This is a genomic window from Sandaracinaceae bacterium (assembly GCA_020633055.1).
GTDB lineage: Bacteria > Myxococcota_A > Polyangia > Polyangiales > Houyiibacteriaceae > JADJJE01.
Map to the genome: position 1 here is coordinate 21,037 of JACKEJ010000005.1, position 17,130 is coordinate 38,166.

The window sequence follows — 17,130 nt, forward strand, 5'->3', positions numbered from 1 at the left end:
GCTCACTCTTTCGTGACAACGACCGCGCTGACGTTGCCGTAGTAGCCGACGGAGACCACGACGACGGTCGCGACCTCGCCCGGCTTGGGTCCGGCCACGCGCGGCTCGGGCTTGTGGCCCTGCATCCACGCGAGCGCCATGATCATGCCGAAGGCGCCCGCCGCGCCGAAGTTCTCGCCGGTGAGCTGCTTGGGGGCGACGACGCACACGTCGTGCCCGAACACGGCGCGGATGCCGTGCAGCTCGGCGTCGTCGATGCTCGGCAGGCCGCAGCGCGCGGAGGCCACCACGTCGACCTCCTCCGCGTCGATGTCCGCCTCGTCGAGCGCCATCTGGATGGCCGCCTGCACGGCGTCGCTGCTGGCGTGCACGAGCACGGCTTCGCTCTGGGGCGCGTCGAACGCCGTGCCATAGCCGCGGATGACGCCCAAGACGCTGGCGCTGCGCTCCCACGCCCGGGCCTCGTCCTCGACCAGCAGGAACGCCGCACCCTCGCCGACACTGATGCCGAGGCCGTCGTTGCGCATGTCCGCGAGCACGCCGAGCTTCGCGAGCGCGACGTACAGGGACTCGCACACGATCTCGCCCCCCCCCACGAGCATCGCGTCGGCGCGTCCGAACGCGAGGTGCGTGTGCGCGCTGAGCACCGCGTCGAGGCCACCGCAGTTGCCGTCGACGATGGTGGTGTTGGGGGCCATCAGGCCCTCCCAGATGCTCACGTAGCCGGCCGCCGCGTTGATGACGGTGTTGGGGAACCGCTGCGGGTTGATGTACCGCGGGTCCTCCAGCTCGGCCACGCGGTTGAGCTCGCCGATGGCGTCGAGCGAGCCGTAGGCCGTGGCCGAGGAGATGCCGACACGCTCGCCCGAGTAGCGCAGGAACACGCCCTCGTCGTCCTTGATGCCCGCGTCGATCAGCGCGAGCTTGGCGGCCGTGATGAGGTACTTGGTGAGCTGGTCGTTGTTGCGGTGACCCTTGTCGCCCAAGTACGCCTTCGGGTCCCAGTCCCACACCTCCGCGGTGTTCGCGTCCGGGAACGCCTCGAGCAGATCGCTCGCGCCGCGAAAGGCCTTCGCGCGCGCCGCTGCCACGTCGGCCAGGGCATGGACGAACGCCTCCCGGCCGACACCGAGCCCGCTCACCACACCGACGCCCGTGATCGCCAGCTCCATCAGGGTGCCTCCTGCACGGCCACGTCCACTCCGGCGTAGGGCTCGGGCAGACGGCCTGGCTTCGCGAACGTGACCACAGCGTCGTAGCCCCCGAACGCGAGCGAGTTGTTGAGCACGATGTCCACGGGTCGCTCGGTGGCCTCGGTCACGACGTCGACGTCGCACACCGGGTCCAGCGTCTCGAAGTTGATGGTGGGCGGGATGACGCCGTGCGCGATGCTCAGCACGCAGCTGACTGCCTCGATGGCGCTGGCCGCGCCCATGCAGTGCCCGATGCCGCCCTTGAGGCTGGTCAGGGGCACGCGATGGTCACCGAAGATGTCCCGCACGACGCGGCTCTCGACCGTGTCGTTGGTGGGCGTGGCCGTCCCATGAGCGTTGACGAAGGTCACGTCGCGCGGCGTGATGCCGCTGGCCCGGATGGCTTCGCGCATGGCGCGCGCGCTGCCCGCGCCGCTGGGCTCCGGGCGCGTGATGTGGTGCGCGTCGCACGCGAGCCCGTAGCCGCCGACCTCCGCCAGCAGCGTCGCCCCGCGTGCCGCCGCGTGCCGCTCGGACTCCAGCACCAACGCGCCAGCCCCCTCGCCCACCAGGAGCCCGCCGCGGTCCTTGTCGAACGGCCGCGCGCGGTCGGGGGCCATGGCCCCGAGGCGCACGAAGCCCGCGTACTGGAGCTTCTCGATGACCTCGGCCGCGCCGCAGATGACGACGTCCGCGCGCCCGAGCCGGATCTGGTCGGCGGCGTAGCCGATGGCGTAGTTGCCCGCCGCGCAGGCCGCCGGGAGCGTCTGCACCATGCCCGCCGCGCCGAACGCGCGCGCGACGTGGATGGGCAGGAGCGTGGTGCCGTAGGCCGGCAGGCGGGCGAGCGAGACGGCCTGCTCGCCCTCGTGGATCCACTTGCGGTCGAGCTGACCGAGCAGGTTCGCCTCGCCCATGGTCGTGCCGAAGATGACCGCCGTGCGCCTGCCCGCGAGCTGCTCCTCGGTGAGCCCCGCGTCTTGCACGGCCATGCGCGACGCCACCAGCGCGAACTGCGAGCAGCGCCCCGTACGACGCGTCTCTGCGGCCGTGAGGAAGTCACGCGGGCGGAAGTCGTGCACCTCGCACGCGATGTGGCGATCCATCCCGCTGGTGTCGAAGAGCGCCACCTCGCGCGCGGCGGAGCGGCCCGCCACGGTCGCCTCCAGGAACGCCTCACGGCCATACCCGAGGGAGCTGACGACTCCAACGCCGGTGACGAAGACGCGCTGCATGGCGGGGGCTATAGCCCGCGCGAGCGACCCCGCGCAACCCCGTCGACCCGGCCACGCGGTCGGTTTTCGTCTGGCCGATCGGCCTTTTTTTCAGGCACTTCCTGCGTCCGGAGCGTGGGCACGCTCCGCTTGACAGCCCGCGCGGCGGCACCCTATGACGCCCCCACGATGCAGCTCGACGAAACGCTCACGCTGGTCAGCACGCTGGCCCGCCTCCCGCGAGGCGAGGGCCGCGGCTTCACGTTCATCGGTCGCGACCGGACGGAGCGCTACTACCCCTACGAGGCCATGGAGGCCGAAGCTCAGCGCCGCGCCGCGAAGCTGGCCGAGCTTGGGCTCGTCAAAGGGCAGCGCGTGGCGCTCGTCCTCCCCGAGCCGCACGAGTTCGTGCTGACGTTCCTGGGCGCGGTGTTCGCGGGGGTCGTGCCGGTGCCCATCTTCCCTCGCGCCAGCTTCAAGAACGCCGACGCCTACGTCGACATCCTCGCGCACATCATCGCCACCTCCGGCTCGCGCGTGGTGTTCTGCATGGAGGCCAACCAGAGCGTGGTCGAGCGCGTGCGCGAGCACGACTGCGGGGTCGAGCAGATCCTGGACGTGACGCACGCCTTCGAGGCCGACCCCGTGCCGCCGCCGGGCTGGTCGCTGCCCACCGTCACGCACGACGACACGTGCTTCCTGCAATTCACCAGCGGCTCCACGAACAAGCCCAAGGGCGTGGTGGTGACCCACCGCAACCTGGTGGCCAACACGCAGTCGTTCATGAACGAGCACGGCCTGAAGCGGAACGACCAGGACAAGGCCGTCAGCTGGCTGCCGCTCTACCACGACATGGGCTTGATCGGCTTCGTGCTGGCGACCCTGCTGTTCGACATCCCACCCACCATCCTGCCCACCGAGCTCTTCGCCCGCGCACCCGGGCTGTGGCTCGAGACCATCAGCCGCATCGGCGGCACCATCACCTACGCGCCGAACTTCGCGTTCGACCTGGTGGTGAAACGCGTGAAGGACAAGGACCTGGCCGCGCTGGACCTGAGCCGCCTCCGCGTGGTCGGGAGCGGCGCGGAGCCCATCCGCCCCAAGACCCTGCGCGCCTTCGCCGAGCGCTTCGCCCCCGCTGGGTTCCGCGCCAACGCCTTCCTGCCGAGCTACGGCATGGCCGAGAGCACACTGGCCATCACGTTCCATCCGTGCGGGACCGACATGGTCACCGACCTGGTGGACGCCGCCGCGATGCGCGAGGGGCGCGCCACACCAGCGGCTCCCGGCGCGAACCCGGACGACCCGGCCGTGCTCGAGCTGATGAGCTGCGGCGTGCCGTTCCCCGGGCACGAGCTGCGCATCGTGGACGAGGCGGGCAACCCGCTCCCCGAACGACAGGTAGGCCAGGTGGTGACACGCGGCCCCAGCGTGACGCCCGGCTACTTCGAGAACGAGGACGCGACACGGGAGGCGCTGATCGACGGGTGGCTCCAGACCGGAGACCTCGGGTACATCGCCGAGGGGAACCTCTACATCTGCGGCCGCCTGAAGGACCTGATCATCATCCGCGGGGCGAACCACTACCCGCAGGACATCGAGTGGTCCGTGGGCGAGCTGCCCGGCATCCGCCGCGGCAATGTCTTCGCGTTCTCCGTGGACATGGACGGGCAGGAGGCCCTGGTGGTGGCCGCCGAGGCCAACCGCGCGGACGCGGCCGAGCTCAAGGAGCAGATCAAGCGCCGCGTGTCGGAGGAGTTCGGGCTGGTGCCGGGACACATCGCGATCGTGCCGCTGGGCGAGCTGCCCAAGACGAGCAGTGGCAAGGCGCAGCGCCGCAAGACGAAGCAGCTGTTCGAAGCTGGCCAGCTGCCCGAGCACCCCGCAGAATGACCGCGCCCGCCGCTGCGGCGCCGTGAGACCCCGAGAGACCAGGAAAGCGAACGAACCATGTCCCAGGAACTCAAAGATGCCCTCCGTGAGATCGTCGCCGAGGTGGCCGAGATCGACGACGTGCCGGACGACGCCAAGTTCGCCGACCTCGGCATCGACAGCATGATGGCCATCGAGATCGTCGCGGACGTGGAGCGCAAGTACGGCATCAGCATGCCCGAAGAGGAGCTCCAGGACCTGGTCACGCTCAACGCGGTCTACGAGAAGGTCCGCGCGAAGCTCGCCGCCTGATGAGCGCGTCCACATCGCCGTCCGCGGCGCCGCACGTCTACCGCCTGCGCACCGGGTACGGCGACACCGACCAGAGCGGCGTCATCCACCACGCGGTGTACATGCGTTACCTCGAGGACGCGCGCGCGGACTACCTCCGGCAGCGTGGCCTGGACTTCGCGGCGCTCGAGCATGGTCAGCGCATCGGCATGGCCGTCGCACGCGCGACCATGCGCTTCTTGCGGCCCGCACGCTTCGACGACTTGCTGGACATCGAAGTGCGCGTCGAGACGCAGCGCGCCACGATGCTGTTCGACTACCGGGTGCTGTGCGGTGACGTGTTGCTGCTGGAGGCGCAGCTCACGCTGGCGTGCATCGACCTCGAGAAGATGCGGGCCATCCGGCTGCCCCCCGAGGTCGCGCTCGCCTGTCGGCCCTGAGCCAGACCTTCGACCCCCGAGCCGCGTCGAGCGCCAGGCGCCGGGGGCGTGGCGTGCGTCAGCCGCCGAACGTCAGCTGGAATTGGCAGCTCACCCCGGTCGACGCGGCCACTACCGCCCTGCGCACACAGTCGGCGCCGGCCCCGGTCACGGAGACGGCGCGCAGCTGGCCACCCTCGAAGGAGGCGGCCACCGTCACCCCAGCGCGGTCGGCGCAACTCGCCGTCGCGCCCGCGATGACCTGCACGACGGGCATCATCGCGAACATCCCGCAGGTCGCAGACACATCACGCACCGTCACGCCGTCGACCGTCAGCTCGCCCAGCGTGGTGTTCCACGACGCAGGCGGTACCGGCTCGGGGAGGGCGTCCGTCGGGGTAGGCGCTGTCGCCGTGCCCCCACCCAGCGCTGGAGGCACCGTGGCCGGGACGGTCGCTGGCGCCGAGGGGGCGCCGGACGACGCCTCGGGGGTGGAATCGCTCCCGCAGCCCACGAGCCCCGCGCTCGGCAACACGCACAGAACGCTCGCGAGCAGCGCGGCGCCATGGCCTGGTACGCGAGCGCGGACACCGCATGGAGCTTGACGCATCGGGAGGGGCATGAATTTCCGTCTCATCCGCGCAGCCTAGCGCAATCGCCGGCTCCACCTCCACCCGCGTGTATCGCGGCCGCCGATGGGCTGCGTTACTCCGCGGCGCGCTCGAAGTCGGGGTGCGGCCGTACGGAGACGCGGTCGCGGAGCGTGCGCACCCAGCGCGCGACGGCCCCTTCGAGGCGCGCCTGCATGATGTAGGCGCGCAGCGGCTCACGCACGTCTTCGAGCGCCAGGTCCACGAACGGATGCTGGCCGGTGGCGTACACACGCTCGACCTCCGCCTCCGAAGGGACGCTTGCGTCCAGGTTCGCCACGAGGAAAACCGCGACGCTCGCGCGACGCACGGCCGCCTCCTCGATCTCGGCGGGGTCGGCGCCCAGAGCCGCCAGCAGCTGTCCAAGGCGCTGTGGCCCACCCGAGAGCGTCGTGAGCCGCGCACGTTCCCGCGCGATGTCTCGCTCGGTGGGCGCCCCGATCTGCACGCGCGCCGCCTCCATGGCGATCAGCGTCTCCCCGACGAGCTCGTCGAGCGTCGCGACCAGCAACTCCTGGGGCAAGGGGCCGAGGGGCAGCGTGTCGTCGTCCCGGCTGCCCGCGAGGTGCATGCGGGCACGCAGGTCCACGTCGCTGCGCAGGATAATCGTCTGCGTGGCGCCAGTGTCACCGACCACTGCGGCGATGCCTTCGACGCGGTGGGCGGTCTGTGCGCGGACGCCCGTCGCAGCGCCGAACGTCGGGATCAGCACCCCGAGCGCGACGACCAGGCAGCGGCGGCGCACCCCCGCGCGCACTCACTCGTCTCCCGCGCCCGCCTGCGCCCGCGGCCGGCGCGAGATGAGGAACGCCGCGAACGCGAGCACCATGTCGCTCTCGCTGGGCGTGAGGGAGGCGATGACGGAAGACACGGTCCGCCCCCCCCCTGCCGCATCGGCGCTCACGTCGCCAAGCTCGATTGGAGCCCCATCCAACGCGACCGTCGAGCCCTCGGGGACGCGCCACGCGGGGCGCTCGGCGGCGGTGATCCCGTGCGTCGTGAGCCACGCCTCCATGCAAGCGCGCAGCCTCTCCGAGCGGAACGTGAACCAGCGCTCGCGATCCACGGGGTGCCCCATGAGCGCGTCCTTGAAGCGACGAAACGCGCCCTTGCCGTCGATGGCGGCGAGTAGATTGTGGCGCAGATCGAGGTCGTCCACCGTGGCGATGAAGCGCTCCATCCAGCGGTATTGCTCGCGGGACGAGACGGGGTCGATGCGGAGATAGAGCGGGTCCGCGATGACACGGGCGTGCATGGCCGGATCGGCCACTCCGTCGACGATGCGGAGCACCTCGCCCGACTCCAGCTGCAGATAGCTGTGCACCTCCGGCGAGTTGTTCTCGAACGCATCCTCGAGCGCCTCCCAGGCGACGGGCACGACCGGCGGGTTGGTCTGCTCGACGCTCACGACGCACCTCGATCGCTGCGAGCGCGGAGCACCGCTCCCTGCCAACGCGCGTCACGGGCTGCGCGTTCGTCCGCTGCCATCGCCGGGTCGAAGCTTCGGTCGATGGCGTGCGCGGCCCGGATGTCGTCGAGGCTCTCGAAGAGCCCCACGCCCAGCCCCGCGAGGTAGGCCGCGCCGAGCGCGGTGGTGTCGGTCATGACCGGGCGATCGACGGGCGCATCGAGCATGTCGGACTGGAACTGCATGAGTAGGTCGTTGTTGCACGCTCCGCCGTCGACGCGCAGGCGCGCCAGGCTCTTGCCCGCGTCCTGCTCCATGGCGCGGACCAAGTCCATGATCTGGTACGCGATTCCGTCGAGCGTGGCCCGGCACAGGTGCGCGACGTTGGTGTCCCGCGTGAGTCCGTAGATGAGACCTCGCGCGTGAGGATCCCAGTGCGGCGCACCGAGGCCCGCGAGGGCGGGAACGAAGACCACGTCACCCGCGCTCTCCACCTCGCGCGCGCGCGCCTCGATGTCCGCAGCGCTCGCGATGACGCCCAGGCCATCACGCAGCCACTGCACCGCAGCCCCCGCGATGAACGCGCTGCCTTCGAGGGCGTAGAAGGTCTCGTCGCCCAGACGCCACGCGACCGTAGTGAGCAGGCCGTGCTCCGAGGGCACCGCCGTCTTGCCCGTGTTCATGAGGATGAAGGCGCCTGTGCCGTAGGTGCACTTGGCGTCCCCCACGTCGAAGCACGTCTGACCGAAGAGCGCTGCCTGCTGGTCGCCGGCCATGCCCGCGATGGGGATGCCATCCGCCATGGCGGGCACGCCCTTGGTCACGCCATACACCTCGGAGCAAGAGCGCACCTCGGGCAACATCGACATGGGCACACGCAGGAGGCCCGCCAGCTCTTGGTCCCAGACACCGCGGTGGATGTCGAAGAGCAGCGTGCGCGACGCGTTGGTAGCGTCGGTCACGTGGACCGCGCCACCCGTGAGCCGATGAACCAGCCACGAGTCGATCGTGCCGAACGCCAGCTCCCCGGCCTCCGCGCGCGCTCGCGCCCCAGGGACGGAGTCGAGGATGTGCGCCACCTTGGTGCCGCTGAAGTATGGGTCCAGCACCAAGCCTGTCCGCGCGCGGAAGAGCGGGAGGTGACCTGCGTCACGCAGCGCCTCGCACGCAGGCGCCGTGCGCCGGTCCTGCCAGACGATGGCGCGATGGATGGGCTGCCCGGTCGCGCGATCCCACACCACCGTGGTCTCCCGCTGGTTGGTAATACCGATGGCGAGACACTGGTGGCCCTGCACCTCCGCGCGCGCGAGGGCCTCGGCGGACGCCTCGGTCACGCTGCGCCAGATCTCGGCGAGGTCGTGCTCCACCCAGCCCGGCTGAGGATAGTGTTGGGAGAATTCACGGTTCGCCCGTCCGAGAACGCGCGCGTCCTCGGACAATACGACGACCGTCGAACCAGTCGTACCCTGGTCGATCGACAAGATGAAGCCCGGCATATAGGCCGATAGCCTAGCAGGCCGGGAGCGATTGCGGAACCGCTCTCGGCGCTGTGTATCTGCGGCTGCCGGCTTGGGTCAGGACTCGCCGAGCTCGGCCAGGAAGTCGCTCGCCGCTTGCAGGTCGGGGTCCTCGGACTTCGCCTTGCGCGCCCACAACAGCGCGCGACGCGCCTCGCCTCGGTCGTGTGCGATGCGCGCCTGATAGAGGAACGCCATGGCGCGAGACATCTCGCCCTGCGTCTTGGCCAGCGTCACCGCCCGCAGCGCGCTGAGGGCGGTGTCGAGGTCACCCAACTCCATGGACAACATGGACAGCTCGGACGCGATCTGACCATTGTTCTTGTCGCTCTCGATGGCGGCCTGCAGCCACTGCATCGCGAGGACGCGCTCCTCCGCCGCGATGGCCAGCTTCGCCATCCGGTGTTGGAGCTCGGCGAGCTCCGGCGTACGGCGCCGGGTCTGGCGCGCGATGGCGGCCTCGAGCAACGCCCCAGCGTCTGCCTGGCGGTCGTGCGACATGTAGGCGTCGGCCAGGAAGAGCGTCGTCTCGTGGTCGTCGGGCCGGATGTGCGCAGCCGCCTCGAGCGCCGGGATGGCCGCGTGGGCGTCCCCGAGTCCGTCGATCAGCAGTCGCCCAGCGCGGCGGAACAGCTCGAAGCGCTCGTCCTCGGGCGCGCCCTCGGCGTCGACCAGCAGCATGTCGGCCAGCTCGCGGTAGGCACCGATGGCCTCGTACAGCGCACGCAGGCGCTCCACCAGGGCGGGGATGCCCGGCTGTACGCTGCACACGTACTCGAGCCCCTCCTTGGCGTACTGCGGCACGCCCGCGCGCTCGGACGAGTCCGCGAGGAGCAACGCAGCGTCGACCTGCTCCTGCCCCTCGGTCACTCCGAGCAGCCGCGCACAGTCGTGAGCCACGCCGTCCCAACGCTCGCTCGCGACGTCCATGTCGCGCAGGCGGAGCAGCGCTTCACGGTCGGTCGCGTCATGCTCGACCCAGGCGGCGAGCTCTTCCCGCGCCGCTGGGGCGTCGACGGGCGCGTAGAGCTCCACCAAGCGCAGCGTCGCGGCGCGGCGTGTGGCGTCGTCGCCACGGCCGACGGACTCGTCGCGAGCCGTCACGAGCGCGCCGACGAGCGCCGTCTGGACCTCTGCGGCCAGCTCGGCTTCGTGGAGGTCCTGGCTGGCCGTGAGCGCCGCCTCCAGGTCGTCCACGGCCGCAGCCGCGTCGTTGCGCGACAGGCTGAGGGTGGCGCGCATACGCAGCAGCGCCACGAGCTTGGCGTCGCGCTGCTCGCTCTCCTGGTGCCGCTCCAGCGCTCCCGCCACCTCGCGCACGGCGCCATCCACGTCACCGGCCGCCTCGAGGCTCTGCACGAGCTCCCGCAAGATGGCGAGCGATCGCGAGGCCGCATAGGCCACGCGCAGCACGTCGACCGCTCCAGCCGGGTTGCCGAGTTGGTCACGCTGGATGGACGCGGCCTCGAGCAGCAACGCCCGCGAGGTCTCGGGGTCGTCCTCGACGCGCGCGGCCTCCGCCGCCAGGTAGTTCGCGAGACCCTCGTACTCGCCGCGCTCGCGATACCAGTGCTCGAGCTCCATGCGAATGGAGCCGTCGCCCGGGTTCCCGCGATACCCGCCCTCCAGCGCGCGACGCATGCCCGCCTCGTCCCCGAGCGCCTGCCACTCGGCGTAGACCTGACGCGCCAGGGCGGAGGCCGCCGCGCCGGTCTCGGTGGCGAGCAAGCGCTCACGGAGCTCCGTGAGCTCGCGGGGGTCGTCGTTCTCGCCGTGCAAGCGCAACAGCGCCTCGATGATGGGGCGCTCACTCGGCACCCACTCGAGAGCGCGGCGATACACCTCCATCGCGTCGACGCGTTCGACCTTCTCCAACAGGCCGCCCAGCTTCAGGCTGGCGTTGGCGATGACCTCCGTGTCGCCGTTGTCGCGCGCGACGTCGAGCTGTCGGTGCAGCAGCTCCACCAGGTCCTCGTCGTAGCCCGAGCGCTCGTACAGCGTGGTGAGGAGGGTCGCGGCCTCGCTGTGGTCGGGCTCTTCGTCGAGCACGTTGCGGAGCACGTCCACGGCGTCGTACTCACGCCCCTCGAGTCGCGCGAGGTAGCGCCCCTTGATCATGCGCGCGCGGTTGCGCAGCTGCGGCGAAAGGAGGCCGTCGATCAGCGAGCTGACGCGGTCGTTCAGCCGGTCGGCTTCGTCGAGCTGAGCGTACACCTCGAGCAGCGGCTCCCACAGGGTGACCTCCATCGGATCGTCCACGAGGAGCTGCTCGTAGGCCTCGGCGGCCAGCCGGAGATCCCCGCCGTCTTGCCGAGCCGCGGTCGCGACGCGCAGCCGCAGGTCGCGAGCCTCGTCTCCCTCGGCCGACGCTGCGGCTTCCTTGAGGCTCTCGAGCGCGCCACGCACATCGCCGCGAGCCTGACGACGGTCGGCTGTCGACAGGAGCGCCCAGCGCACGGCCGCGCTGTCCTCCGACGCTCGCGCGATGGCGACGGCGCGTGCCAGGAAGGCCTCGAGTCGCTCCACGTCTTCGGCGTTCGTAGCCCGCTCGACCCCCTCGCGGACCTGCGCGAGCGTCGCGTCGGGGAGCGTCGCGCGCAGGCTCAGGAACTCGAGCACCGCCTGCTCGTCCCCCGACCCGCGGGCCACCTCTTCATAGAAGCTCATGACGCCGTGGACGGCAGGATCCCGTCGTGCCGCCGTCGAGAGCAGCGTGACCGCCTGATCGTACCGGGGATCGAGCGAGAACGCGCGACGCAGGTTCACGACACCACCCTCGGCGTCGCCGTCGTCCCCGAGCTCGATCGCCGCGAGGCGGTACAGCGCGTCCACGCGGTCCACCTGCGGGACCGACTCGGCCTCGACGAGCGCCTCGAGCACCCTCGTCTGCTCCCTCAGATCGCCCGCGCCATCCTCGAGTCGCGCCAAGGCCAACCAGGCTCGTGTCGGGTCCGTCAACGCCTCCTCGGCGCGGCGGAACGTCTCTGCGGCGCTCGCAGGCTGGCCCAGGTCCTCGGCCATCACGCGTCCGAGCCGCAGCAACAGGTCGCCCGAGTGCTCCGCATCCTCCGCCCGACGGCACGCGTCCACGCTGCTCTCCAGCGCGGCGACGTAGAGGTCGGTCTTGCCCAGATCGCGCGCGAGCACACGCGTCTTCTTGTGTAGCGCCGCCGCGCCGGAGTCGGCAGCCAGCGCGCGCAGGTACTCGGAGAGGGCCTCCTCGCCGCGCCCGAGCGGGCCGGCCAGGACGTCGCCGAGAGCCGCCCGGAGGGCAGCGACGCTGGCAGCGCTACCCTCCCCTTCATCGACGGTCGCGCTGCGTCGCCGCAGGCCCTCGAGCGCCAACGTGGCGTCGCCGCGCGCCACGAGCGCCTCGCCGAAGCGCAGCGCCTCGGCGTCGCTGCTTGCGGCCGCTTCCAACGCGCTGTCGCGCAGCTCGAGCGCCTGCGTCTCGTCCGAGCGGGCCGCCGCGATGGCGTGGAGCTCGAACAGGACCTCGCCGACCCCGACATCGACGACCTCGTCCGCTCCGCGGCGACGGACCGCCATGAGCAGCGTCCGATACGCCTTCTCCGCTCGGTCGAGATCGCCAGCCTCGCGTGCCAGGTCGCCGAGCGTCTGCAAGATGGGCGCGCTGGCCATCGCCATCTTGGTGGCCAGCTCCAGCTGCTCGATGGCTGCGGGCAGGTCCCCCTGCTCGCGGGCGACGAGGCCGAGGCGATGGTGAACGGCCGCGCGCTCCGCGCTGCGGCGGCGACCATAGGACTCGACCAACGCCTCGAGCGTGGCGCGAGCGGCGTCCAGCTGCCCCGCCTCCCGCAGCCCATCGGCCAGCTTCAGAGCGAGGTCCTTGTCTTCGGGGTCCAGCTCCACACCCCGCGTGAGCACGGCGATCGCCGCCGCGGGAGTGCCCAGACGGTCACAGAACAGCTCCGCCGCCTCGCGCACGTAGACGAGCGCAGCTGCGGTGTCCTGGGTCCCGAGGGCCGCGTCGGAGATGAGGCGCGCCAACGGCTCCAGCGCGTCTGCCTTGCGGTAGTGGTTCGCCAGCAGCACGTGGATCTCCGCGTTCTGGGGAGCCTGAGCGCGAGCCGCCTCGAGCACCTCGGCCGCCCGTTCGTCGCGCCCAGCGTGGAACAGGGCCTTCGCCAAGCGCAGGCTGATGGCGGCCTTCTCGGCGTCGGACGCCAGCCCCAGGCGGCGCTCCAGCCAGCGGGCAGCGGCCGCATACTCTTCGCGGCCCTCATGGATGCGGGAGAGGGCGTCCAGCGCCTCCGGCGACGGCGAGAGCTCCACCACCCGTCGGTAGTTCTCGAGCGCTCGCTCGTCGTCGTGCAGCTGCTGCTCCGCGATGCGCGCGGCGCGTTCGAAGAGCCCGCGCGCGCGCTCGCTGTCGGCCTGATTGGCTTGCGCGGCGAGCATGTCGGCCAGATCCTCGTGACGGCCCTGAGCTTCGTAGACGGACGCAAGCATCGCGATGGACGCCTCGTGCCCCGGGACCTCTTCGAGGTTCTTGCGGAGAGCCTCGAGGCGCCCGCCGCTCGCTTCGATGGCCGCCACGAGGCGCGCGATCTCGAGGCGCAGGTGAAGGCGACGCGCCTGATCCTGCGTCGTCCCGAGCTCCTCCTGGCATAGCTCCAGCAACTCGGGGTGGCGCTTCGCGTCGGTCAGCAACGCGCTGAGGGCGTCGGTGGTCTGGGTGTCTGCGGGCGCCGCGGCGTGCACGAGCCGGTACTGCTCGATCGCGGTGTCCCGGTCACCGCTCTCGGCCGCCAGCGCCGCTGCGTCGCGCCGATACTGGAGGCGGGTCGCCTCGTCCAAGGGCAGCTTGGCCGCCTCGAGCTGGATGGCGATCTGCTCGCCAGTGGCGGACGCGTCGCGGTACAGGGCGACGAGCCGCTCGATGGCGGTCGACGCCGCCGCGACGGCGTCCGCCGCTCCCGCGGAGCCCGCACGGCGCACGAGCCCGACCGAGCGCTCGTACAGCGCCTCGTACGTGCTGCGCGCGAGGGCAGCGTCCGCGAGCGTCTCGTCCGCCAAGCGCGCCGCCTCGAGGAGCACGGAGAGGTCGGCCGCGTCGCGCTCCGCGAGCCTCATCAGCGTGTCGAAGAGGGGCCTTCCAGGCGCACGCCGCTGCAACCCCGCGAGCAGGCGGAGGTGGCCCGTGGGGGGCTCACCCTCGCACACCGCCTGCAAGGCCAGCTCGACGACGTCCTCGGAGCCTTCGCCTGCGAGCGGCCCGAGCCGCACGACGGCGTCCGCATACGCCGCGCTGCGCGGCATGGCCGACAGCGCGCCCGTATACGCGCCCAGCGCGGCGGCGTGATCGCCCATCGACTCGAACAACGCCGCGGCCTGCTCGAGGAGCGCGGCGCGGCGGTCTGGGTCCTCGTCGACGCGCTGCGCCGCCGCTTCGAACGCGGTCGCCGCCGCGAGCGGCGCTTCCGCCTCGGTGGAGAGTCGCCGTACCTCTGCCTCGACGCGGCGGTCGAAGGGCCGAAGCTCGAGGACGCGACACATGGAACTCAACGCAGCCGCCTTTGCGCCAGCGCGCTGCTCCTGCAGGGTCGCAGCCTCCGTCAGCAACTCGACCACCTGGTCGTCTCCGCTCGCCAGCGCCAAGCGCTGATCCAGCAGCGCGAGCAGCGGCTCCCACTCGTCCGCCAGCTCATAGGAGCGCGCGAGCCCGCGCACGGCGTCGGCCTTGACGGTCGGGTCCTCGGAGAGCATGGCGAGCCCGCGGCGCGCGCTCTCGTTGATGGGGTCGGCCAGCAGCGCGCGTCGGTAGGCGGCGAGCGCCAGCGGAGCGTCGCCCAGCTGGGTGAAGTAGGTCTCGCCCAGGCGACACCGCACGGCGGCGAGGTGCGCGTCCTCGCGCTCGGCGGCCCGGCTCAAGAGCTCGGCGAGGGCGGAGTGAGCCTCCGTGCGCGTGTAGAGCTCGGAGAGCGCATCCACCACGTCGGCGGACTCGCCGTAGGTCTCGCTGACCTCTTTCCAAGTCGCGATGGCGTCTGCGGGCGCGTCCAAGTGGGTGGCCTGGATGTCTGCGATCCGCACGAGGTCCTGGCGCTGTTGCCAGCCCGTGCCACCTGCGCTCCGGCGGCGCAGCGCGGACACCAGCTCGGGCCAACGCTCCTGCGCCGACAGGACGTCCACGATGGCTGCGAGCGCCTGGGCGTCCGACGGATCGAGCGCCAGCGCCGCTTCGTACGCCCGCAGCGCGCGGTCGGGCGCCCCCTGCGTCTCCGCGACCCTGGCGACCTCGCCCCACACCTTCCGCTGGGCAGCGGGTTCGGTCTCGAGGCCGGCCAGGCGCTCCAGTGCGGTCAGGTGTTCCTCGTCACGTCCCGCGAGCGCGTACAGCGCGCTGAGGTTGCGCGCGCAGGTGAGCGCCGTGGACGGCTCGAGGGCGGGCTCGACCAGCACCGCCTCCAGCAGCGCGGTCGCACCGCCCACGTCTCCTGCCGCGCGCAGCAGCTCTGCCGACTCGACGCGCAGCGCGGTGCGGAGGGTGGCGTCCTCCGTACTCTCGGCCACCTCGGACAACACGGCGACTACGCGCGGCACGGCGCCGAGCTGCTCGCCGAACGCGCGCAGCTTCTCGCGCGCGACCGCGTCCTTGGGGGCCAGCAGGACGGCGTCGGCGTAGTGAGCGAGTGCCTCGTCGTTCCGCCCCTGCGCCTCTAGCCTCTGGCCCGCCTCCTTGTGCAACGCTGCGCGGTCGTCTTCGGCGGCGAGCGCGAGAGCCAGGTCCAGGGTGCGCACGACGTCCGCGGTGAGCCCTTCGGCCGTGTAGTGGTCCTTCAGGCTCTGGAGCGCCTCGCGGCGAACCTCGGTGTCCCCGGAGTCGTCGGCGACGACGCGCTCGAGCGTCGCGACGGCAGGGCTGGCGTCCGACGGTTCGTCCGCGAGCAGCGCCTTGATCTCGCGCAGGGCGCCGGCGGCGTCGGCCAGCTTGTCGAGGTAGGTGCTCGCAATACGCATGCGCAGCGCGTGAGCGTCGTCCCGGGTACGAGCCGAAAGGGTGGCGCGCCAGAACTCGATCAGGTCCGCCCAGCGCTCCGCGCGCTCCAGCAGGCGCTCGAGGTTCGCGGCGACGCCCGCGTCGTCGGGCCGGAGGGCACGCAGCTGCCGCAAGAAGTCCACCGCCCGATCGGAGCGGCCGGCGAAGTCCTTCGCGGTCTGCGCGGCCTCCTCCAACAGCACCGCCTTACGGTCGTCACCGCTGGCGGCGATGGCGCGGTCGTACAAGGTGAACAGCTCATCCCAGCGCTCCGCGCCCGTGTAGATGACCGTCAGCCGCTGGAACGCCCAATCCGAAGCGTCGGGGTCGACGACCATGGCGCGCTCGAGCACCTCGATGATCTGGGGCGCGTCCTCCCCGAACCACTCCTCGTGGAAGTTGAGCGCGCGCTGCGCGAGCGGCCCCCCAACGGCGGCGCTCGTGACCTCGTTGAGCGCAGCGCGGTAGAGGGCGCTCACGTCGTCTGGGCGCTGCGTCGCGCCGGCCCAGTCCTCGAGGGTGTCCCAGGCGGCGTCGTCCGACGGGTTCGCACGCGCGGCCACGCTGGCCTCGACGAAAGTGGGGTCGTTGCTGGCTGATTCGTCGAACGTCTCTTCAGTCGCCATGAGTCCTCTTCGGGGCACGCGCAGTCGCTTGGGGGGACGTGATGGTACCAACGTCGAAACAAAACCGAACTGCAAATTACGAAGCGCTCATCCCGCAACGCGCGTTCAGTGCTTGGCTCACCGTCGACGACGGGCGCTTCATTTCTGCTAGAAGGCGGTGCATGAACCTCACGGACCTGAAGATCATCGTCACCGGCGCCGCCCGGGGAATGGGCGCGCACTTCGCGCGACGCTTGCACGAGCTAGGGGCGCAGGTCGCCGCTGGCGACGTGGACGAAGCCGGCCTCGCCGAGCTCCCCGAGGGCGTCCACCGGCGACGCCTCGACGTCTCGAGCGACGCAGACGTCGCAGCGTTCGTCGCCTGGGCCGCGGAGTCCATGGGCGGTGTCAACGCGCTCGTCAACAACGCGGGCATCATCCGCGACGCGCTGCTCGTCCGAAAGAACCGCGAGGGCGTGGTCGAGCGCATGTCCCGCAAAGACTGGGACAGTGTCCTGGCGGTCAACCTCAGCGGCGCGACGATGATGGCCCAGGAGGTCGTGGCGTACATGCTGGAGCACGACGTCACGCCGGGCGTGATCGTCAACATCTCGTCCATCGCGCGACATGGCAGCCGCGGGCAGAGCAACTACGTGGCCGCCAAGGCCGCGCTGGCGGCGAACACGAGCACCTGGATGCGCGAGTTCTCTCGCTACGGCATCCGCGTGGGCGCCGTCGCCCCCGGCCTGATCGAGACGCCCATGACGGCCGGCATGAACGAGAAGGCGCTCGAACGCCTGCGCGCCGCGGTACCGCTCGGGCGCATCGGGAAGCCAGAGGACATCTTCATGGCGGTGAAGTTCATCCTCGAGTGTGACTTCTTCACCGGCCAAACCATCGACGTGGACGGCGGCGGCGTCATGGGGTGAGGTGAGGCACGCTCGGGTGCCCGGGCGCG

Annotated in this window: 11 protein-coding genes; 4 read left to right on the plus strand and 7 right to left on the minus strand. The window is 71.2% G+C overall.

What is annotated here, in order from left to right; translation table 11 throughout:
* Window positions 1–2 precede the first annotated feature (2 nt).
* Both H6726_04995 and H6726_05000 read right to left on the minus strand, forming a co-directional pair.
* On the minus strand, window positions 3–1,172 hold the full coding sequence (locus tag H6726_04995) for a hypothetical protein (protein MCB9656989.1): 1,170 nt from the start codon (window positions 1,170–1,172) through the stop codon (window positions 3–5).
* Window positions 1,172–2,428 carry a beta-ketoacyl-[acyl-carrier-protein] synthase family protein gene (locus H6726_05000; protein ID MCB9656990.1) on the minus strand — a complete coding sequence of 419 codons (1,257 nt, stop codon included), beginning with the start codon at window positions 2,426–2,428 and terminating at the stop codon, window positions 1,172–1,174. The genes H6726_04995 and H6726_05000 overlap by 1 nt, the downstream gene beginning before the upstream one ends.
* A 168-nt stretch (window positions 2,429–2,596) precedes the next feature.
* On the opposite strand from H6726_05000, the gene H6726_05005 reads away from it, so the two are divergent.
* From H6726_05005 to H6726_05015, 3 genes are read left to right on the plus strand one after another with little or no spacing between them, the layout of a single operon-like run.
* Window positions 2,597–4,300 carry a fatty acyl-AMP ligase gene (locus H6726_05005; GenBank protein ID MCB9656991.1) on the plus strand — a complete coding sequence of 568 codons (1,704 nt, stop codon included), beginning with the start codon at window positions 2,597–2,599 and terminating at the stop codon, window positions 4,298–4,300.
* A 57-nt stretch (window positions 4,301–4,357) separates the two neighbouring features.
* Window positions 4,358–4,591 carry an acyl carrier protein gene (locus H6726_05010; protein ID MCB9656992.1) on the plus strand — a complete coding sequence of 78 codons (234 nt, stop codon included), beginning with the start codon at window positions 4,358–4,360 and terminating at the stop codon, window positions 4,589–4,591.
* Entirely contained in the window at window positions 4,591–5,010 is a 420-nt protein-coding gene (locus tag H6726_05015; GenBank protein ID MCB9656993.1) for a YbgC/FadM family acyl-CoA thioesterase, read from the plus strand. The genes H6726_05010 and H6726_05015 overlap by 1 nt, the downstream gene beginning before the upstream one ends.
* Window positions 5,011–5,068: 58 nt before the next feature.
* Here the strand turns inward: H6726_05015 and H6726_05020 are convergent, their stop codons facing one another.
* The 5 genes from H6726_05020 to H6726_05040 all read right to left on the minus strand — a co-directional run bounded on the left by H6726_05020 (window position 5,069) and on the right by H6726_05040 (window position 16,193).
* Complete coding sequence (locus H6726_05020) at window positions 5,069–5,599, minus strand: hypothetical protein (protein MCB9656994.1); 531 nt, start codon at window positions 5,597–5,599, stop codon at window positions 5,069–5,071.
* A gap of 95 nt (window positions 5,600–5,694) precedes the next feature.
* On the minus strand, window positions 5,695–6,384 hold the full coding sequence (locus tag H6726_05025; GenBank protein ID MCB9656995.1) for a hypothetical protein: 690 nt from the start codon (window positions 6,382–6,384) through the stop codon (window positions 5,695–5,697).
* Between the two features lie 12 nt (window positions 6,385–6,396).
* Window positions 6,397–7,047: a hypothetical protein gene (locus H6726_05030; protein MCB9656996.1), complete on the minus strand. Its 651-nt coding sequence runs from the start codon at window positions 7,045–7,047 to the stop codon at window positions 6,397–6,399.
* Complete coding sequence (gene glpK / locus H6726_05035; protein ID MCB9656997.1) at window positions 7,044–8,543, minus strand: glycerol kinase GlpK; 1,500 nt, start codon at window positions 8,541–8,543, stop codon at window positions 7,044–7,046. The genes H6726_05030 and glpK overlap by 4 nt, the downstream gene beginning before the upstream one ends.
* A 78-nt stretch (window positions 8,544–8,621) precedes the next feature.
* Window positions 8,622–16,193, minus strand: a complete 7,572-nt coding sequence (locus H6726_05040; protein MCB9656998.1) for a tetratricopeptide repeat protein — start codon at window positions 16,191–16,193, stop codon at window positions 8,622–8,624.
* Between the two features lie 161 nt (window positions 16,194–16,354).
* Between H6726_05040 and H6726_05045 the strand changes: the two genes are divergently transcribed.
* Complete coding sequence (locus tag H6726_05045; protein MCB9656999.1) at window positions 16,355–17,101, plus strand: SDR family oxidoreductase; 747 nt, start codon at window positions 16,355–16,357, stop codon at window positions 17,099–17,101.
* Window positions 17,102–17,130 lie beyond the last annotated feature (29 nt).